Here is a 16668-nt window from a genome sequence, read left to right on the forward strand (position 1 = left end):
TTTTCAAAAAACCGGAAATAATATTTGTGGATAGAGAAGACTTATCACAACATTTTTGAAAATGCTGTGATAAGTCTTCTCTACTATTTTACAATTCCTGTGATCATACTGCTGGTAATCTCTTTTTCAAAGGTAATATAGCCTGGATAATTTACCTGCTTTCCTGCCAAATCAAGTGTAGGTTTTACCTTAACCGTAAATTTAGTAGGTTTTGAGGTTGATTTACCGGTTAAAGACATGATCATGTTTATAAACTCGTCACGCGTTTCATTGTTATTTATCAGCTGATAAATATTCGCGTTTAGTTTAATAGGAACACGGGTGCTGGCTGTTCCGGGCAATACTTCGATAAGCTGGTTAAGAAATCCGCTAAAAATTTCACTTTTGGTAAGCAAAACCTTGTATTCCAGCTGATTAATTGCAGCACGGTTTCTGGTTGGGTTGGTAATGTCCAGATTTACCCGAAGATCCAGCGGAACATTTTTTCTCAGCAGGGCAATGGCAACACCGGGATATCTTGCAAGGTCAAGGTCATTGAAACTGCGGATATTTTTAAATTCACGGATGTCTATTCCGGCAATATACACACTGTCAATCGATGCGAGATCATATTTGCATTCAGCAAATGTCTTTGCCGCGGAAACCTGTTTGCCTACGCCGCAGCTGATAAGCACTGCGGAAGCAGCTATAACTGTTGTAAATAGGATTACAGCCAAAAAAAATTGTTTTCTCATTATCAGGGATTATTTGTTCAAAGTTAAACAGATGGTATCAGAACGCGAATAGCGCTGCTTCATTATTTTAGCCGGAATATTTTTCAGCTCTTTGTTTTGGATGATACATGGTGCAAGTTTGGTTTAGAATTTTGACGGCGGACCTTGTATCGGTCACTGTTTCGTGCGGATTTGAAACTAACTTTTTTAACACAACTACCCTTGCTTGGTTTCCGGCTAGCACATACCTTTGCAGCCTTTGTTTCAGGTTTTAAAATCACACAATTTATGGCAAGCTGGTATTTAGGGAAAATACGTTACCAAAAAGAAGACGAGGCCGGCAGCCTTAAAACATTCAATGAAGTTTATCTTGTTGATGCCATTTCATATACAGAATCTGAGGCTAGATTATACAAACAAATTGTAACCGGAGCTAGTGATTTTAGCGTTACGGCAATATCACGGATGCGTTTGGCCGATCTTTTTGCCTATGAAGAAGGTGAAAAATGGTTTAAATGTAAAGTGATTTATTTTTCGGTTGACGAAAAAAGCGGGAAGGAAAAGAAAGTGGTAAACTACATGCTTGTGAATGCAGATGGTATTGATCAGGCATTGGAAAGAATTACGGAAAGTCTGCGTACGATGTTGATTCCGTATGAAACGACTGATATTAACCTGACCCCAATCCTGGATGTTTTCCCATATACAGCAGAGGAGGAAGAAGTTGAAATTCCTGCAAATATGCGTCCATTGTCAGAAGTAATGGCAGAACGTGAAGCAGCTGAAAGCATTTAAAAAAGATCATCCGCGTATGGGCGTAATGCGCTTGCGCGGATGATTTCAGTTTTAATCCATTTTTACTTCCTGATAATTTCTCGTCAAAGCCAAAAAAGGATCTGCGTTGATACCTGTCAGTTTTAATTTCAAATCCTTGGAGTCCAGTTCACTGATCAATTGATTAAGGCCAAGCAAATAAAGATAATCAAGCGAAACAGGCAGGCTGGCAGCAACCTCAATGAGCTCAAAGCCGTACAGCGGATTTACATTAAATGGTACAGTCGTAAGCCAGAGTTTGTCCTTGTTTTCAGAAGTCGCGTAGGACAGTATGTATTCTACACTTTCAAATCCGGCATCAGTTCTTTTGTTACCGGTTGGACTACAATAGGTTTCAAAATTTTCTTTTTGCTGATTTTGTGTTTCTGCGTCAGGTTTTACGTCGGTAACCTTCTCGGTCGTCCTTATTTTCTTTCCATTTTCATCCGTACCACAATGGATAAAACGTCCATCTGAAAAGGCAAGAATAAAATCATAGGCTTCACCAGACTGACCAAAACTGCTTTCCTTTCTAAAACACATAGCACCACTGATCGGATCCAGATATATTTTGATCGCCCCTTTCGTTTTTTCTGTTTTATTTTCATAATTCAGAACCATGGAGTGACTAAAATAATACTGTCCTTTTTCGGGTTTCCATTGAATCGACCTTTGCTTGTCTGCGATCAGCTTTTTTGCGACCTGTGCAACCGCCAGTCCTGACTGAACGAAAACAGCGAAGATTAACAGGCAGCTAAATTTTTTGAGTTTCATTTTGTTAGTTGAATCGATGCATGCTGAGGTTAACAGGTGCCAAACTTACTAACCGTTTACGACAAAATAAAAACACAAACCAATGTCCGGACAGACGATCAATTTGTGTTCTGATAATTTAATTTGACAAAAAAAGAGACTTGAAATTATAAAAACAGATTTTACCCCAAACCCCAAACCTAAATCTTCACAAACTCAACCCTTCTGTTGCTGGCTTTACCTTCGGCCGTTGTATTGGGCGCTGCCGGAACTCCTTCTCCTTTACCATCTGTTTCCAGCCGGGTCTTGACTATCCCGAAATCTTTGAAAAGAGCTTCTTTAACAGATTCAGACCGTTTTTTAGAAAGAGTTAGGTTTGCCGCATCGTCGCCATCCGCGTCTGTATGTCCGATAATTTGTACTCTAACAGCAGCGTTTTCGGTCAGTACAGAGGCAATCTCTTTCAGAACCCCGTAGGACTCAGGTTTGATGTTTGCAGAATTGACATCGAACAAAATTCCGGTAGTAGAAAATTTGCCTTCTGTAATCAGTTTGCTGCGTGTATCCGGAGCACCAACGGCAAGACGGAGATTTGAAACAAAATATTTATCTGCCTCATCATGATAGGTGTGAGTTGAAAATCCAATAAAGTTGTAACTCGTTTCGGGATTGAAAGCCCTTGGCAGATCCCAAACTTTGTAGTCATCCACATAAAGTCTTAATCGTGTTTTTTGCCGCCAAATAGAAACCTTAACAACGTTATGTTCCGGTACATGAAACGCAGGAAAACTTTTTTCGTTTTTCATCATCGACTGACCGGGAGTTTCTGCGAACACATTGAAGGCCGACATGCCCTGTACACCGCCTGCGTCTTTTGGATGCAAACCCACTTCCAACCCTTTGAATTTGTTGCCGTCATACCATTGCCAGCTCACAAAGTCTTTTCCGGCGTTGGTTACCTGTGCAAAGATGGTACGGAGAAATCCGGAATAGTAGCTAAATCCGGATGTAGTAGCAAGGTTAAATTCGAAAGTGAAGTTTTCCGGAAGTTTGCTGACAAATTCAGGATAAAAGACACCAGACGGGCCAAGCAACAGCCATTTACCTTCCGTTCCCTCGATCGTTACAATTTCCCCCGAGGAATTTGTATTCCATTTTGAAGGAAAATCACCTACTGCGTCTTGTGAGAAATCTTCTACGGCAACAATTTTTTCTCCTGGAATAAAGTCAAATTTGCTGTATGATTTCAAGGATGGCTTTCCAGTCTTACCACCTGTAGATTCTTCATTTGTCGGGTCAACGGAATTAGTTTGTGAAGTATTATTTTCATTGCTGCTTTCAACAGGCTGGGATTCTTTTTGTGTTTTGCCGGCTGTTTCTTCTTTTGGCTTTTTTTCTTTTTTCTTAAACAAATTTCCGATTCCTTCTTCGACCTTGTCAAATCCTTTATCCACAGCCTGGTCCACTTTGCGGTTCGCCCGGTTTTCTGCCTGGCGTTCTACTACTCTCCCGGGATCGTTGATTCTTATCTGTGCATAAGATGCACAGGAAGAAAAAATGACAAAAGCCAAAAGAGCTGTTTTCTTATTTTTTGACATGACGTAGCAGGTTATTTATCCAATGAAATGGCGTTAAACCTACAAAAAATCCTGACGGAAGTCCAGGTGAATTGATTTAACGGTAAAGCCATATTCGCTGTAATCACCAGTGTATTTAACAGGAAGATTGTAAATTGCCATGCATTTTGAAACAGAGCATGAATTTTAAGTTTGAAAAAAGGTCAATTGAATTAAAGGAAGGGCTAAAGGCCTATTTTTCTTCTGATTATCATTTAGGAGTTCCTACGTTGACCAAAAGCCAGGAGCGTGAAAAACTCATTGTAAAATGGCTGGAATCTATTGAACACGACGCTCAGGTGATTTTCCTGGTGGGTGATATATTTGATTTTTGGTTTGAGTACAATCACGCGGTACCGAAGGGATTCGTCAGGATCCTTGGTAAACTGGCGCAGTTGTCCGACAGAGGAGTAGAGCTGGTAATTTTTACTGGAAATCATGACATGTGGATGTCAGGTTATCTGACGGAGGAAATAGGAGCTTCCGTTTACCGAAATCCTGTTCACTTTGAATTTATAAATCATCAGGGATTAACAAAAAAAATACTGGTTGGCCATGGTGACGGTCTCGGGCCTGGTGACAGGGTTTATAAAATTTTAAAAAAAGTTTTTGAAAATTCTTTTTTTCAGCTGATTTTCCGTTTGGTGCATCCGGATGTTGGAATCTGGATAGCGAAGGAATGGTCTAAGCGAAGCAGGCTTGCCAATGTCAATAAAGGAGAAGAGCGCTTTATGGGCGAAGAACGCGAATGGCTGCTTCAATACTGCAAAGAAGTTGAATCATCTGAGCACTTTGATTACTACATTTTTGGCCACAGACACCTGACTCTCGATCTGAAAGTAAGCGAAAATAGCCGTTACATAAATCTTGGAGAATGGGTTACACAGCACACCTACGCACGTTTTAACGGTGCAGAGCTACTGGTTGAGAGATTTGCCAGAATATAAACTCTGATAAATCAGTTTTGCTTTTTAGTGTCCTTATCCGGATCCGTAAAAGGAATAAAATCCTGCTGTGTAATATTTTCGCGGGGCGTATTTCCTAAGTCCTTGCGGTAATCTTTTTGCTTAAGATCACCATTTTTAACTGATTTAATAAACCGGCTCCAGGCAAAAGGATTCAGGAAAGGAAAGCTGGTGGCGAAGTTTTTATTCCCCGCAGCCTCACGACCAAAAATTTGCTGGTCCATCGTATAGCGGAAGTTGGTTTGCGCATTATTAGGCATGGTTGCAGCCATTCTGTTGATATAATCAATATCTGTACTTTTTGCTAAAGCATCACGGTCTGCCTGATCTGGCAATTTGAGCGCCAGGAAAGCCTTTTTAAATTCTTCTTCAGTTGCGTAAGGGTAAATTTTAACCTCAGAAAGCAGTGTCACATCTTCCTGCATGGCAACAATGGCGGAGTAAGTACCGGCATTATATCTCCGAGGAATAACATGATATTGGTTCTTATAACCTACATAGCTAAAAACGATGCTGTCACCCGGAAGAACAGGAATGTCGAAAGTTCCATCACTTTTGACCAGAGTTCCCATTCCCGCTTTAGGAATAAAAATATAGGCTCCAGGCAGACGGTCACTGGTTTTTCCTGCAACGACCATACCGCTAAAAATAATGGCCTTCTGTTGTCCCTGAGCAAAAATATCCTGGCCGCAAATGACTCCCGCCAGTATCAATATGATTATAAAAAAATTCCTTTTCATTCGTTCCGGATTGTTACAAAAGACCAGTACCCCGGCCGCTATTAGGACTTATTACTTTGAATTATCAGCTGTCGTATTCAGCAACAGTAAAAAAATCTAAAAAACCATTCCTGAATAAGAACGACCTATAGTTTCAGGCATTGCCTGGTTGTTAATATAAGACTGTTTCTCAGGAAAATAACTTCAAAAAAGTTATTATAAATGGTGCTGAAAGCAGCAATCCATCAAAACGGTCAAGAAATCCCCCGTGACCGGGAATGCTGCTGCCGGAGTCTTTTATGGCAATGCTTCGTTTAAATAAAGATTCTACCAAATCTCCGTAAGTGCCAACGACAACAATGATGGCTCCAATGCAATACCACTTCCAGGGTTCGAATGTAAGGAAATATTGTCCTAATACAAAAGCGATCAAAGCTGCAAAAGCCGCTCCGCCCATGGCGCCTTCCCAGGATTTTTTTGGAGAAATCCTTTCAAAAAGCTTTCGTTTCCCAAATTTTGTTCCTGCAAAATAACCGCCGATATCCGATGCCCACAGTAATAGAAGGCTTCCCAAGACAATCTCGTAATTGTAACTTCCACCCCGCATGGCCATTACGACAATTAGGGAAAAAGGAAGCGCAACATATATGATCCCAAGAAAAGTGAATCCAATATTTGTAAAAGGTTTCAGGTCATTCTTTTTATATAATTTGATAAAAAAGATCATTGACAGCAAAGGGCTGATAATGAAGTAATTTTCAAATGCTACCTTTTCCATTTCAATCAGATACGCAAGGAGCATCATAACTGTGCCGCAGAAGGTGCCATAATATGTAAGCGGCTGATTACCATCCAATCCTAAAAGTTTATAGAATTCGAGCTGGGTAAGGGCACTTATTGTACAAAACAGAAGCAGGCAGGTCCAGTCACTGTAAACAATACATCCAATGATGACAAATACGCCCGCAAGAGCTGTTATGGTGCGTTGTTGTAAATTATTAAGATTGTCTAAACGCTTCTGCATCTGCTAAAATAGTTTGAGCCTGAGCCAAATCACTTGCCAAAACATGTACCTCGCACATGCCAAATATCGGATAACTGCTATCCTTTTTGTTTACAATTACCGCTGCAATTCCACTTTGATCCAGAACTTCACGGGCAAGTTCAGCCTGTATCATTTGTTCACTTTGAAATGCTTTCGCCCAACTTTCTTCCATAATTTGATGTCAATTATTTATTTCTTTTAACTTTTTTTAACTAATATCTTTTGTCCAAGGCTGTCTTTTCTGATTGTAAAAAGAATCACCGCCGTTAGAACCAACGAAGAAATGACACTTAACCAGGGCATCGTTTTGGTTTCTTCGATATTCAGATTCAGAACTCTGATGTTATATAAATAAACCATCACCAGCACAAAACCATTGTTAATAAAATGTGCAAAAACGGCAATCCACAAACTTCCCGTCCAATAGTAAAGGTAACCAAAGACTGCGCCAAGGAGCATTCTTGGTAAAAAACCGTAAAACTGAAAATGAATGGCGCTGAATATGGCAGCAGAAACCCAGATTGCAATATGCACATTTCCCCACTGCTGGCCTAGTTTTCGCTGAATGATACCGCGAAACAATGTTTCTTCTCCCCAAGCCGGCAGAAGTACCACCACAAATAACGCAATGAGTAGCTGACTAAAACGATCGTAGGTCGTAAGAAACTTTGTAAGTACAGCCAGCTGTTCCTCTTTTTCTTTCATCCAGATTTCCAGTCCGGATAAGGCATCCGGGAAAGACATAGCGGCGTTCCACTCAATAAATTTACTGTTAAGCGGTATAAAAGCCAGTACCAGTACAAATGCCAGCAGCCAGATTTTAGGATCAGGTTTAGTTTTAAATACGAAATCCTTTAAGGTTTTTCTTTCAATGAAATACCAGTAAAGAATAGAGGGGAAAAGATACGAAAAGAAGTGAACGGTTCCCTGTAACATCATCATGGCGTACCATCCGTTTTTAACCTGCTCAGGTTCGGTAATGAGTTGATTTAATATTGTTGCCACGCTACCAAAATCGGCGGACAGGTATATTGCCAAAATGATAAGTGCCAAAACATTCCCGATTGCCATGCCAATCAGCACGAATCCGATCAGAACCAATAAACTACCCCAGGTGCCAGGTACACGTGAATCGACTAAATTCAGATTACTTTTTTGCATAATTGGTGTAAATTTACAGTTTATTGTCAATTTAAATACAGAATAAACTGCCGGCAGAAATATTGGACTGATTAATTGTCTGTAAAAATCATGCAAGCAGTATGTAAAAAAGGAATAAATGGTAAAAATCGGAAATATAGAATTGGGTGATTTTCCTTTGTTGCTTGCTCCCATGGAGGATGTAAGCGATCCGCCATTTCGTGCGGTTTGTAAGGAAAACGGGGCGGATCTGATGTATACGGAATTTATTTCGTCAGAAGGACTGATTCGTGACGCGGCAAAAAGTGTGCAAAAGCTGGACATTTTTGAATATGAAAGGCCTGTTGGTATTCAGCTTTTTGGAAGTGATATTGAAACGATGGGGTCATGTTCTGAAATTGCATCAAAAGTCAATCCGGACCTGATAGATATCAATTATGGCTGCCCTGTGAAAAACGTGGCTTGCCGCGGTGCGGGAGCAGCTTTGCTGCAGGATATCCCAAAAATGGTAAAAATGACTGAGGCAGTTGTGAAATCCACACATTTACCGGTTACAGTAAAAACCCGCCTTGGCTGGGACGAGAGTACCAAAAATGTGCAGGAGGTTGCTGAGCGCTTGCAGGACATTGGAATTCAGGCATTATCGGTACACGGAAGGACCCGGGTGCAGATGTATAAGGGTTCGGCGGACTGGACACTGATCGCCAAAATAAAAGATAACCCGCGAATTACGATTCCGATCTTTGGAAACGGCGATGTGGACACACCCGAAAAGGCAGTAGAATATCGCGACAGGTTCGGCGTGGACGGTATCATGATCGGACGGGCAACGATTGGGAATCCCTGGATTTTTAATGAGATAAAACATTATATGAAAACAGGGGAGAAGTTAACCCCTCCGACTTTGGCAGAACGTGTAGAAGTTTGCAGGCGACATCTCGAATTTTCTATCCGCTGGAAAGGTCCGGTTGCCGGTGTGTTTGAAATGAGAAGACATTACACCAATTACTTTCGCGGGCTTGAAAACTTCAAACCTTTCAGGATGCGTCTGGTTGAGGGAATGTCGTTTGAAGAGCTGGATGGAATTCTGAATGAGGTTGTCCATGAGTTTAGCGAGCCTGTATGTTAAAAGTTACAGTTGAAAACGAAATTGCAGATCAACCCGGAGCTTCGTTCGAACTGGAGCAGCAGCAGGAAAGCTGGACAATTGATAATACATTGTTTGACGGAGATGTCGTTCGTCTTTCTGAAAACCATTATCATGTGATCTGGGCTAATAAATCGTATAATGTTGAAGTTATCCAGTCAAATCATCAGGAAAAAACCTTCCAGCTTCTGATCAACGGCCTGTTGGTCAAAACATCCGTTAAAGATCAGTTTGACCTGCTTTTGGAAGGTATGGGTCTGGAAGCTAAGGCCGTGCAGAAGATAAATCACGTGAAAGCGCCTATGCCGGGATTAATACAGTCCATAGCTGTTTCTGAGGGTGATCATGTCAACAAAGGGGATACTTTGCTGGTGCTGGTTGCGATGAAAATGGAAAATATTATTAAGGCTTCCGGAGACGGAATTGTCAAATCACTTAAAATTAACTCCGGAGATACGGTTGAAAAAAACCAGGTTATGTTAGAGTTTCATTAAATAACTTGTTTATCTAATCTCCCAACATGTATTTTTGCGATCAAAATCACCTACATCACAACCATGCCTGAACCAAAATACAAACGCATACTTCTCAAACTCAGCGGAGAAGCACTTAACGGAGGAGACAAAGGACAGGTTATCGATTTTAATATTCTCGATAATTATGCCAAAGAAATCAAAAAAATTGCTGAAGTCGGTGTTCAGATTGCGATTGTGATTGGCGGCGGAAACATATTTCGCGGTGCATCTGTGGAAAAATCCGGCATAGACCGCGTACAGGGCGACCACATGGGCATGCTTGCTACGGTTATTAACGGCATGGCGATTCAAAGTTCTCTGGAAAAACACAATTTGAATACACGGCTGATGTCAGCCATTAAAATGGAGCAGGTTTGTGAGCCGTTAATTCGCCGCAGAGCAATTCGCCATTTGGAAAAAGGGCGCGTAGTTATTTTCGGTGCAGGAACCGGAAATCCGTATTTCACGACTGATACCACGGCCGGGCTTCGGGCAATTGAGTCAGAGTCAGAGGTGGTTTTGAAAGGAACACGCGTTGACGGTGTTTATACGGCTGATCCGGAAAAAGATCCTTTGGCTACCAAATACACCCAGCTGACTTTTGACGAAGCTTTATCCAAAAATCTTAAGATCATGGATTTAACGGCTTTCACACTTTGCAAGGAAAACAATGTGCCGATCATCGTTTTTGACATGAACAAACCGGGGAATTTGTTTGATCTGGTTATGGGCGAGGAAGTGGGTACCTTGATATCGAATTAACAGAATTAAAATAGCTTACATTAAATCATGGAAGAAATAGAATTATATCTGGACGACGCCAAGGAAACGATGGAAGGCGCGATTAAACACCTTATTATTGAATTGGGTAAAATACGTGCCGGAAAAGCATCACCACAGATGCTGGAAGGTCTTCAGATTGAATATTATGGCTCAATGACGCCTATTCAAAACGTCGCAACAATTAATACGCCTGATGCCAGGACGATTGCAATACGGCCTTTTGAGAAAAAAATCATCAACGATATCGAAAAGGCAATCCGTAACGGGAATCTTGGTTTTTCTCCTTCCAATGACGGAGAAATGATCCGTATATCGGTTCCGCCTCTTAATGAAGAACGTCGTCGTGAACTGGCCAAAAGAGCTAAAAACGAAATTGAAACGGCAAAAATTAATATCCGTAATATTCGTCAGGATGCAAACAATTCACTTCGTAAGTTAACCAAGGAAGGTGTTGCAGAGGATTTAGTTAAAGTAAGTGAAGACCGTGTTCAAAAACTGACGGATGGATTTGTTTCAAAAGTTGAGCAAATTTACACTGCCAAGGAAAAAGAGATCATGGAGGTTTAGAAAGCCGCATGAAGTTTGTTGTGCTTTGAAATACGCTAATTTCATTTAAAGCAAATATTAAATATCATGGAAACGACACTTCATTTTGACACTAAGGTAAGTTTAAGCCAATTGGCGCAAATTATTCGTGAGCAGTTACCAGCCAAAGACAGACTGGCTCTTGCCAACATGCTGCAAACGGAAGAAGATGACGAGCCTACAAAGGAGCAAATACTGAGTCGGTTAAAGGAAGATTATATAGCTCTTCAAAATGGGACGTTAAAAACCCGTACGTTAAAAGAAGTCTTAGATGAGCTTTGAGGTCATAACTTCTTCGAATTTTGCTAAGCAATTAAAAAAGCTGTCTAAGAAATATGCTTCTCTGAAACAAGAAGTTTTTCTGTTAGGAGAAAGCCTTTCCGAGAATCCAACTTTGGGAACACCCATTGGAAAAGAATGCTACAAAATTCGGTTAGCGATCAGAAGTAAGGGAAAGGGTAAAAGTGGTGGAGCAAGAGTGATAACTTGTGTTGTGGCGCTAAAAGAATCGGTAATTCTTCTATCTATTTATGATAAGTCGGAACAGGAAAATATTGAAGATAAAGAGTTGGAACGGCTTTTGGATGAAAATATCCTGTGAAGTTTTTATAAAAAAATCCCACTTTCGGTGGGATTTTTTTATAAGTCAGCTATTATTTGCCTGCACTAAAACCTTCGAAACCGCGGTGATTTGATTCTTCGTACAATCTTTCTTCCGGCAGATTGCGGAAGTAGTCGTAAGTGATGCGCAAACCTTCTTCACGTGTAACTTTCGGTTCCCAGCCGAGAATTTCTCTGGCTTTGGTGATATCCGGCTGGCGTTGTTTAGGATCATCCTGAGGAAGATCTTTGTAAACAACTTTCTGATCTGTTCCGGTCAGGGCAATAATTTCTTCTGCAAATTCTTTAATCGTGATTTCAGCAGGATTACCAATGTTCACAGGGAGTGAATAATCACTTAGCAACAACCGGTAAATACCTTCAACCAGATCATCTACGTAACAGAACGCACGTGTTTGTGAACCGTCACCGAAAATGGTAATGTCTTCACCGCGCAACGCCTGTCCGATGAAAGCAGGAAGTACCCGTCCGTCATTGAGGCGCATTCTAGGTCCATAAGTATTGAATATCCGTACGATACGGGTTTCTACATCATGATAACGGTGGTAAGCCATCGTGATCGCTTCCTGATATCGTTTTGCTTCGTCATAGCAGCCGCGTGGCCCAATTGGATTCACGTGTCCCCAATACTCCTCAGTTTGCGGATGAACCAAAGGATCTCCATAAACTTCGGAAGTAGAAGCAATAATGAAACGGGCCTTTTTCGCAAGTGCAAGTCCCAAAAGATTATGCGTTCCCATCGCACCCACTTTAAGAGTCTGGATTGGGATTTTCAGATAGTCGATCGGACTGGCCGGTGATGCGAAATGAAGGATGTAATCAAGCTCACCCGGCACGTGTACAAATTTTGTAACATCGTGGTGGTTAAACTCGAAATTGGGATTCGGCATCAGGTGCTCAATATTGCGCATGTCGCCGGTAATCAGGTTATCCATCCCGATTACATACATACCCTCTTTTAAGAATCGTTCACAAAGGTGCGAACCCAAAAAACCTGCTGCTCCGGTTATTAAGACACGTTTCATTAACAGTGAGATGATTAGATAAAAACTATTTTATAAATGTCAGGCTGGTACTACCTTTTCTCTTCCGATGCTGTAATAGGTATATCCCATTTCACGCATTTGTTCCAATTCGTATAAATTCCTTCCGTCAAAAACGACTTTGTTTTTCAGAAGTTTGCTCATTTTTTCAAATTCCGGTGTTCTGAACTGAGGCCATTCTGTAAAGATCATCAATGCGTCCGCATCATCTAAAGCAGCATAAGGTGTATGGCAAAAAGTCACTTTATCTCCCAAAATACCCTTTACATTATTCATTGCTTCCGGATCGTAAGCAGTGACCTTCACACCTGCTTCAAGTAAAACTTGAATATTTTCCAAAGCCGGAGCTTCGCGAATGTCATCGGTGTAGGGTTTAAATGCAAGTCCCCATACCGCAATCGTTTTGCCTTTTAGATCACCGTTGAAATAGCTGTTTACCATCGGTAAAAGTTTTTTCTTCTGATCATCATTCACTTCCATTACAGATTTAAGAATCCGGAAATCGTAATCAAAGTCCTGCGATGTTTTGGCCAATGCCTGCACATCTTTTGGAAAGCAACTTCCGCCATAACCAATTCCCGCAAAGAGAAAACGTTTCCCAATCCGGCTGTCGGTTCCGATGCCGCGGCGTATGTCATCCACATTGGCTCCAACCTTTTCACAAAGATTGGCAATTTCATTCATAAAGGTGATCTTCATCGCCAGGAATGAGTTTGCCGCATATTTTGTCATCTCTGCAGAGCGCTCATCCATAAAGATAACCGGGTTTCCCTGACGAACAAGCGGAGCATAAAGTTTCTCCATCACTTTTTTTGCCCTTTCGGAAGTTGTTCCTACAACAACTCTATCAGGCTTCATGAAATCTTCAACGGCTACACCTTCCCGTAGGAATTCCGGGTTTGAAACAACGTCAAACTCTACTTTTGCATTTTTCGCAATCGCGGCTGTAACCTTTTCCGCTGTACCAACAGGTACCGTACTTTTATCGATTACTACTGCGTAATGATCCAGAATATGCCCCAGATCATCCGCTACTTTTAAAATATATTTCAAATCGGCAGAGCCATCTTCTCCCGGAGGAGTGGGCAATGCAAGAAAAATAACCTGCGCTTCTTTGATCCCTTCTTTAAGATCTGTCGTAAATTGTAGACGACCTTCGGCAACATTCCGATCAAACAAAACATCAAGACCCGGTTCGTAAATTGGAATATCTCCTTTTTGAAGACGTTCGATTTTATTTACGTCTATATCGACACAAATAACCTGGTTGCCTGTTTCAGCAAAACAAGTTCCGGTAACAAGACCAACATAACCTGTACCTACTACTGCAATTTTCATAAATGTAATTTAAACTATATAGCTGTGATGAAACTAATTAGCAGCAGGGTATAATTGGACTAAACCAAGCTGCGTATATTAAGTCTTTCGCAAAAGTAATTTTTTTAAACGAATCCTTCCTGCTCTATTTTTGATTTGTTTGTGAATAGTACCCGGAATGTATCTATTTCTTCTTATTATTGAATTATACAAATTTCATCATCAACATATATGCAAGCAACAGAATCAAATATAACCGAAAGCCACAGGGAAGAAACCTGTCAGATGATCCGGGAAACGGTACGGGATTTTGCCGAACAGAATATCCGGCCCTTTATCAGAAAGTGGGATGACGAACAACATTGCCCAAAAGAAATATTTCAGCAATTGGGAGCACTGGGCCTAATGGGCATGCTGGTGCCGGAAGAATTTGGCGGATCAGGACTGGGTTACAAAGAATACGTGACGGCGATTGTAGCACTTTCGAAAGTAGATCCTTCTATCGGTCTTTCCATGGCGGCTCATAATTCTTTATGTACCAATCATATTCTGATGTTTGGAAATGAGCAGCAGAAGAAACACTATTTACCCAAACTTGCGTCCGGAGAGTGGATGGGAGCCTGGGGATTAACAGAACCTAATACGGGATCGGATGCTGGAAATATGCAAACGGTTGCTGTGAAGGAAGGAGATGATTGGATTATTAATGGTTCCAAAAATTTTATAACCAACGGTAAAAGCGGTGATGTGACTGTGCTTATCACAAGGACAGGCCAGCCGGGCGACAAACACGGTGCTACCGCCTTCATTATCGAACAGGGAACGGCAGGTTTTACCAGCGGTAGAAAAGAAGATAAACTGGGCATGAGAGCTTCCGAAACCGTCGAGCTTATTTTTCAGGATTGCCGCATTTCTGACAGCCAGAGGCTGGGTGACGTTGGGGACGGCTTTATTCAATCATTAAAAGTGTTGGACGGAGGGCGTATTTCAATTGCAGCGCTCGGTGTAGGTACTGCCCAGGGAGCTTATGAAGCTGCTCTGGCTTATTCAAAACAAAGGCAGCAATTTGGTAAATCGATATCCGGATTTCAGGCTATTCAGTTTAAACTGGCCGATATGTACACCGATATCCAGGCATCTTCTCTGCTGACTTTTCATGCCGCGGAATTGAAAGACCAAGGTGAAAAAGTGACGTTGCCAAGTGCTGTTGCAAAATATCATTCTTCCGAAACGGCCGTAAGAGTCGCTAATGATGCCGTGCAGATTTTTGGTGGTTACGGTTTTACAAAGGATTATCCGGTAGAAAAATTTTACCGCGACAGCAAACTTTGTACGATCGGTGAAGGAACGAGCGAAATTCAAAAGAAGGTTATTTCAAAGGAAATTCTCGCTGATTAAACCATTCATCACAATTATGTACCGATGAGCGTCACTCCTGCTCGTTGGTACTACATCCATAGGAAACCAGGGCGTATATGGTTATTTTCGCATACCATCTAACCTGGCTAAATCTATGACCGCATTAATTGTACTTCTTGTTTTGGTTGTGCTCACCGTTTTGATGACTGTAAAAGTAATCCCGCAGCAAACAGCCTACATTATGGAAAGGCTTGGGAAATTCTATGGTGTGCTTCAGCCCGGAATTAATTTCATCATTCCTTTTTTCGACCGGATTGCTTATAAATATACTCTGAAAGAAACCGCTTTGGATATTCCTGAGCAGATATGTATAACCCGTGACAATGTGCAGGTACGCATGGACGGCGTCATTTTTATTCAGGTTATAGATCCTAAAAAAGCAGCTTACGGTATTGCTGATTATTCTTTCGCCGTAATTCAACTTGCTCAGACAACCATGAGGAGCGAAATAGGAAAACTCGATCTTGACAAAACATTTGAAGAACGCATGACGATTAACCGCGCGGTTGTAGAAAGTATAGACGAAGCTGCAATCGGGTGGGGTGTGAAAGTTCTTCGTTATGAAATTAAGAATATCACTCCGCCTTCGAGCGTGCTTATTGCCATGGAAAAGCAGATGCAGGCAGAAAGGGAACGGAGGGCTGTTATTTTGCAGTCAGATGGAGAGAAACAGGCGGCGATAAATGTTGCCGAAGGTCAAAAACAAAAGGCAGTTCTGGAATCGGAAGGTTTGCGTTTACGTCAGATCAATGAAGCGCAGGGTGAAGCTTCAGCGATAAAATCTGTTGCGGAGGCTACTGCGGATAGTATCAGGGTCATTGCGGAAGCCATTCAGTTGCAGGGCGGAGCCGAGGCTGTTCAACTTAAGGTTGCAGAAAGTTATATTGAACAATTCGGAAAACTGGCAAAGGCAGGTAATACATTGATTCTGCCTGCAAATCTCGCTGATATGGGTGGGTTGATTGCCACCGCTTTGACTGTTGTTAAATCCTCTGAAGTAAAAAAATAATATGGATTTGTCGCTTCCCCAAATATGGCTTATTGTAGGGCTGATCATGCTTCTAGCAGAACTGGTAAGTGTTTTACTGGTATTTATATTTTTTGCTATTGGTGCTCTTCTTACAGCCTTGCTGGCTAGCGTCGGTATTTTATCAAGTCCTGAAATGCAGTTGATTGCCTTTTCGGTTATTTCTCTTCTATCATTATTAATTTTAAGAAAACATGCTCGCCGGCTTCTTGACAACAGAGGAAAACAACATGAATACAACGAGTTCGTAGGAGAAACGGCATTGGTGATCAGGGATATTCCCTCAAATGGAGAAGGTAAAATATACTACCGGGGGGCAGAATGGAAGGCTACTTCTTTAAACAGCTCTTTGATTATTGCAGGAAGCAAAGTGGTCATCATCAGAACGGATGGAATTGTATTGATTGTTGAAGAATCCTGATTTAAATATTTTAAATTAATAGAAAC

Annotated in this window: 20 protein-coding genes; 11 read left to right on the forward strand and 9 right to left on the reverse strand. The window is 41.3% G+C overall.

Annotated elements, in window-relative coordinates; translation table 11 throughout:
• Positions 1 to 83: 83 nt before the first annotated feature.
• Positions 84 to 734: a hypothetical protein gene (locus tag E0F88_RS20000; RefSeq protein WP_131960047.1), complete on the reverse strand. Its 651-nt coding sequence runs from the start codon at positions 732 to 734 to the stop codon at positions 84 to 86.
• Between the two features lie 267 nt (positions 735 to 1001).
• Here E0F88_RS20000 and E0F88_RS20005 point away from each other — a divergent pair, with 267 nt between their 5' ends.
• Positions 1002 to 1508 carry a DUF4494 domain-containing protein gene (locus E0F88_RS20005; protein ID WP_131960048.1) on the forward strand — a complete coding sequence of 169 codons (507 nt, stop codon included), beginning with the start codon at positions 1002 to 1004 and terminating at the stop codon, positions 1506 to 1508.
• 51 nt (positions 1509 to 1559) lie between these two features.
• Here the strand turns inward: E0F88_RS20005 and E0F88_RS20010 are convergent, their stop codons facing one another.
• A complete protein-coding gene (locus E0F88_RS20010; protein ID WP_229213840.1) occupies positions 1560 to 2300 on the reverse strand; it encodes a hypothetical protein in 741 nt (246 codons plus the stop codon).
• Positions 2301 to 2479: 179 nt separating this feature from the next.
• On the reverse strand, positions 2480 to 3877 hold the full coding sequence (locus E0F88_RS20015; protein ID WP_131960049.1) for an OmpA family protein: 1398 nt from the start codon (positions 3875 to 3877) through the stop codon (positions 2480 to 2482).
• Positions 3878 to 4035: 158 nt separating this feature from the next.
• Between E0F88_RS20015 and E0F88_RS20020 the strand changes: the two genes are divergently transcribed.
• On the forward strand, positions 4036 to 4842 hold the full coding sequence (locus E0F88_RS20020; RefSeq protein ID WP_131960050.1) for a UDP-2,3-diacylglucosamine diphosphatase: 807 nt from the start codon (positions 4036 to 4038) through the stop codon (positions 4840 to 4842).
• Positions 4843 to 4853: 11 nt separating this feature from the next.
• Here E0F88_RS20020 and E0F88_RS20025 read toward each other — a convergent pair whose 3' ends face one another.
• The 4 genes from E0F88_RS20025 to E0F88_RS20040 all read right to left on the reverse strand — a co-directional run bounded on the left by E0F88_RS20025 (position 4854) and on the right by E0F88_RS20040 (position 7785).
• Positions 4854 to 5600, reverse strand: a complete 747-nt coding sequence (locus tag E0F88_RS20025) for a carboxypeptidase-like regulatory domain-containing protein (protein ID WP_131960051.1) — start codon at positions 5598 to 5600, stop codon at positions 4854 to 4856.
• A 169-nt stretch (positions 5601 to 5769) separates the two neighbouring features.
• Positions 5770 to 6603, reverse strand: a complete 834-nt coding sequence (locus E0F88_RS20030) for a phosphatidate cytidylyltransferase (protein ID WP_131960052.1) — start codon at positions 6601 to 6603, stop codon at positions 5770 to 5772.
• Positions 6578 to 6796, reverse strand: coding sequence for a putative signal transducing protein (locus E0F88_RS20035; protein WP_131960053.1), 219 nt, complete (start codon positions 6794 to 6796; stop codon positions 6578 to 6580). The genes E0F88_RS20030 and E0F88_RS20035 overlap by 26 nt, the downstream gene beginning before the upstream one ends.
• 26 nt (positions 6797 to 6822) lie before the next feature.
• The gene (locus E0F88_RS20040; RefSeq protein ID WP_131960054.1) at positions 6823 to 7785 is read right to left on the reverse strand and encodes a CPBP family intramembrane glutamic endopeptidase; all 963 of its coding nucleotides are present in this window, start codon (positions 7783 to 7785) and stop codon (positions 6823 to 6825) included.
• 118 nt (positions 7786 to 7903) lie between these two features.
• On the opposite strand from E0F88_RS20040, the gene dusB reads away from it, so the two are divergent.
• The 6 genes from dusB (at position 7904) to E0F88_RS20070 (ending at position 11395) form a co-directional block, all read left to right on the forward strand.
• Positions 7904 to 8893 carry a tRNA dihydrouridine synthase DusB gene (gene dusB, locus E0F88_RS20045; protein ID WP_131960055.1) on the forward strand — a complete coding sequence of 330 codons (990 nt, stop codon included), beginning with the start codon at positions 7904 to 7906 and terminating at the stop codon, positions 8891 to 8893.
• Entirely contained in the window at positions 8887 to 9405 is a 519-nt protein-coding gene (locus E0F88_RS20050) for a biotin/lipoyl-containing protein (RefSeq protein ID WP_131960056.1), read from the forward strand. The genes dusB and E0F88_RS20050 overlap by 7 nt, the downstream gene beginning before the upstream one ends.
• Before the next feature lie 63 nt (positions 9406 to 9468).
• Entirely contained in the window at positions 9469 to 10188 is a 720-nt protein-coding gene (gene pyrH, locus E0F88_RS20055) for a UMP kinase (RefSeq protein WP_131960057.1), read from the forward strand.
• A gap of 27 nt (positions 10189 to 10215) precedes the next feature.
• Positions 10216 to 10776, forward strand: coding sequence for a ribosome recycling factor (frr, locus tag E0F88_RS20060; RefSeq protein WP_131960058.1), 561 nt, complete (start codon positions 10216 to 10218; stop codon positions 10774 to 10776).
• Positions 10777 to 10842: 66 nt separating this feature from the next.
• The gene (locus tag E0F88_RS20065) at positions 10843 to 11076 is read left to right on the forward strand and encodes a hypothetical protein (RefSeq protein ID WP_131960059.1); all 234 of its coding nucleotides are present in this window, start codon (positions 10843 to 10845) and stop codon (positions 11074 to 11076) included.
• Positions 11066 to 11395 (forward strand): type II toxin-antitoxin system RelE/ParE family toxin, encoded by a 330-nt coding sequence (locus E0F88_RS20070; protein ID WP_131960060.1) that lies wholly within the window; start codon positions 11066 to 11068, stop codon positions 11393 to 11395. The genes E0F88_RS20065 and E0F88_RS20070 overlap by 11 nt, the downstream gene beginning before the upstream one ends.
• A 52-nt stretch (positions 11396 to 11447) precedes the next feature.
• Here the strand turns inward: E0F88_RS20070 and E0F88_RS20075 are convergent, their stop codons facing one another.
• On the reverse strand, positions 11448 to 12440 hold the full coding sequence (locus E0F88_RS20075) for a UDP-glucuronic acid decarboxylase family protein (protein ID WP_131960061.1): 993 nt from the start codon (positions 12438 to 12440) through the stop codon (positions 11448 to 11450).
• Positions 12441 to 12479: 39 nt separating this feature from the next.
• Positions 12480 to 13796, reverse strand: a complete 1317-nt coding sequence (locus E0F88_RS20080) for a UDP-glucose dehydrogenase family protein (protein ID WP_131960062.1) — start codon at positions 13794 to 13796, stop codon at positions 12480 to 12482.
• Positions 13797 to 14060: 264 nt separating this feature from the next.
• Between E0F88_RS20080 and E0F88_RS20085 the strand changes: the two genes are divergently transcribed.
• The 3 genes from E0F88_RS20085 to E0F88_RS20095 all read left to right on the forward strand — a co-directional run bounded on the left by E0F88_RS20085 (position 14061) and on the right by E0F88_RS20095 (position 16642).
• The gene (locus E0F88_RS20085; RefSeq protein WP_374756321.1) at positions 14061 to 15173 is read left to right on the forward strand and encodes an acyl-CoA dehydrogenase family protein; all 1113 of its coding nucleotides are present in this window, start codon (positions 14061 to 14063) and stop codon (positions 15171 to 15173) included.
• 115 nt (positions 15174 to 15288) lie between these two features.
• Positions 15289 to 16203 carry an SPFH domain-containing protein gene (locus tag E0F88_RS20090; RefSeq protein ID WP_131960064.1) on the forward strand — a complete coding sequence of 305 codons (915 nt, stop codon included), beginning with the start codon at positions 15289 to 15291 and terminating at the stop codon, positions 16201 to 16203.
• A gap of 1 nt (position 16204) precedes the next feature.
• Entirely contained in the window at positions 16205 to 16642 is a 438-nt protein-coding gene (locus E0F88_RS20095) for an NfeD family protein (RefSeq protein WP_131960065.1), read from the forward strand.
• Positions 16643 to 16668 lie beyond the last annotated feature (26 nt).

Source organism: Dyadobacter psychrotolerans, from assembly GCF_004349265.1.
Taxonomy (GTDB): Bacteria; Bacteroidota; Bacteroidia; order Cytophagales; family Spirosomataceae; genus Dyadobacter; species Dyadobacter psychrotolerans.

Excerpts from the sequence above, each read along its gene's own strand:
- E0F88_RS20065 (WP_131960059.1), top strand. The coding sequence starts at position 10,843 with ATGGAAACGACACTTCATTTTGACACTAAGGTAAGTTTAAGCCAATTG.
- E0F88_RS20015 (WP_131960049.1), bottom strand. The coding sequence starts at position 3,877 with ATGTCAAAAAATAAGAAAACAGCTCTTTTGGCTTTTGTCATTTTTTCT.
- E0F88_RS20005 (WP_131960048.1), top strand. The coding sequence starts at position 1,002 with ATGGCAAGCTGGTATTTAGGGAAAATACGTTACCAAAAAGAAGACGAG.
- E0F88_RS20050 (WP_131960056.1), top strand. The coding sequence starts at position 8,887 with ATGTTAAAAGTTACAGTTGAAAACGAAATTGCAGATCAACCCGGAGCT.
- E0F88_RS20085 (WP_374756321.1), top strand. The coding sequence starts at position 14,061 with ATGATCCGGGAAACGGTACGGGATTTTGCCGAACAGAATATCCGGCCC.
- E0F88_RS20095 (WP_131960065.1), top strand. The coding sequence starts at position 16,205 with ATGGATTTGTCGCTTCCCCAAATATGGCTTATTGTAGGGCTGATCATG.
- E0F88_RS20090 (WP_131960064.1), top strand. The coding sequence starts at position 15,289 with ATGACCGCATTAATTGTACTTCTTGTTTTGGTTGTGCTCACCGTTTTG.
- E0F88_RS20010 (WP_229213840.1), bottom strand. The coding sequence starts at position 2,300 with ATGAAACTCAAAAAATTTAGCTGCCTGTTAATCTTCGCTGTTTTCGTT.
- E0F88_RS20020 (WP_131960050.1), top strand. The coding sequence starts at position 4,036 with ATGAATTTTAAGTTTGAAAAAAGGTCAATTGAATTAAAGGAAGGGCTA.
- E0F88_RS20000 (WP_131960047.1), bottom strand. The coding sequence starts at position 734 with ATGAGAAAACAATTTTTTTTGGCTGTAATCCTATTTACAACAGTTATA.
- E0F88_RS20080 (WP_131960062.1), bottom strand. The coding sequence starts at position 13,796 with ATGAAAATTGCAGTAGTAGGTACAGGTTATGTTGGTCTTGTTACCGGA.
- E0F88_RS20075 (WP_131960061.1), bottom strand. The coding sequence starts at position 12,440 with ATGAAACGTGTCTTAATAACCGGAGCAGCAGGTTTTTTGGGTTCGCAC.
- E0F88_RS20040 (WP_131960054.1), bottom strand. The coding sequence starts at position 7,785 with ATGCAAAAAAGTAATCTGAATTTAGTCGATTCACGTGTACCTGGCACC.
- E0F88_RS20035 (WP_131960053.1), bottom strand. The coding sequence starts at position 6,796 with ATGGAAGAAAGTTGGGCGAAAGCATTTCAAAGTGAACAAATGATACAG.
- pyrH (WP_131960057.1), top strand. The coding sequence starts at position 9,469 with ATGCCTGAACCAAAATACAAACGCATACTTCTCAAACTCAGCGGAGAA.
- E0F88_RS20030 (WP_131960052.1), bottom strand. The coding sequence starts at position 6,603 with ATGCAGAAGCGTTTAGACAATCTTAATAATTTACAACAACGCACCATA.
- E0F88_RS20070 (WP_131960060.1), top strand. The coding sequence starts at position 11,066 with ATGAGCTTTGAGGTCATAACTTCTTCGAATTTTGCTAAGCAATTAAAA.
- E0F88_RS20025 (WP_131960051.1), bottom strand. The coding sequence starts at position 5,600 with ATGAAAAGGAATTTTTTTATAATCATATTGATACTGGCGGGAGTCATT.
- dusB (WP_131960055.1), top strand. The coding sequence starts at position 7,904 with ATGGTAAAAATCGGAAATATAGAATTGGGTGATTTTCCTTTGTTGCTT.
- frr (WP_131960058.1), top strand. The coding sequence starts at position 10,216 with ATGGAAGAAATAGAATTATATCTGGACGACGCCAAGGAAACGATGGAA.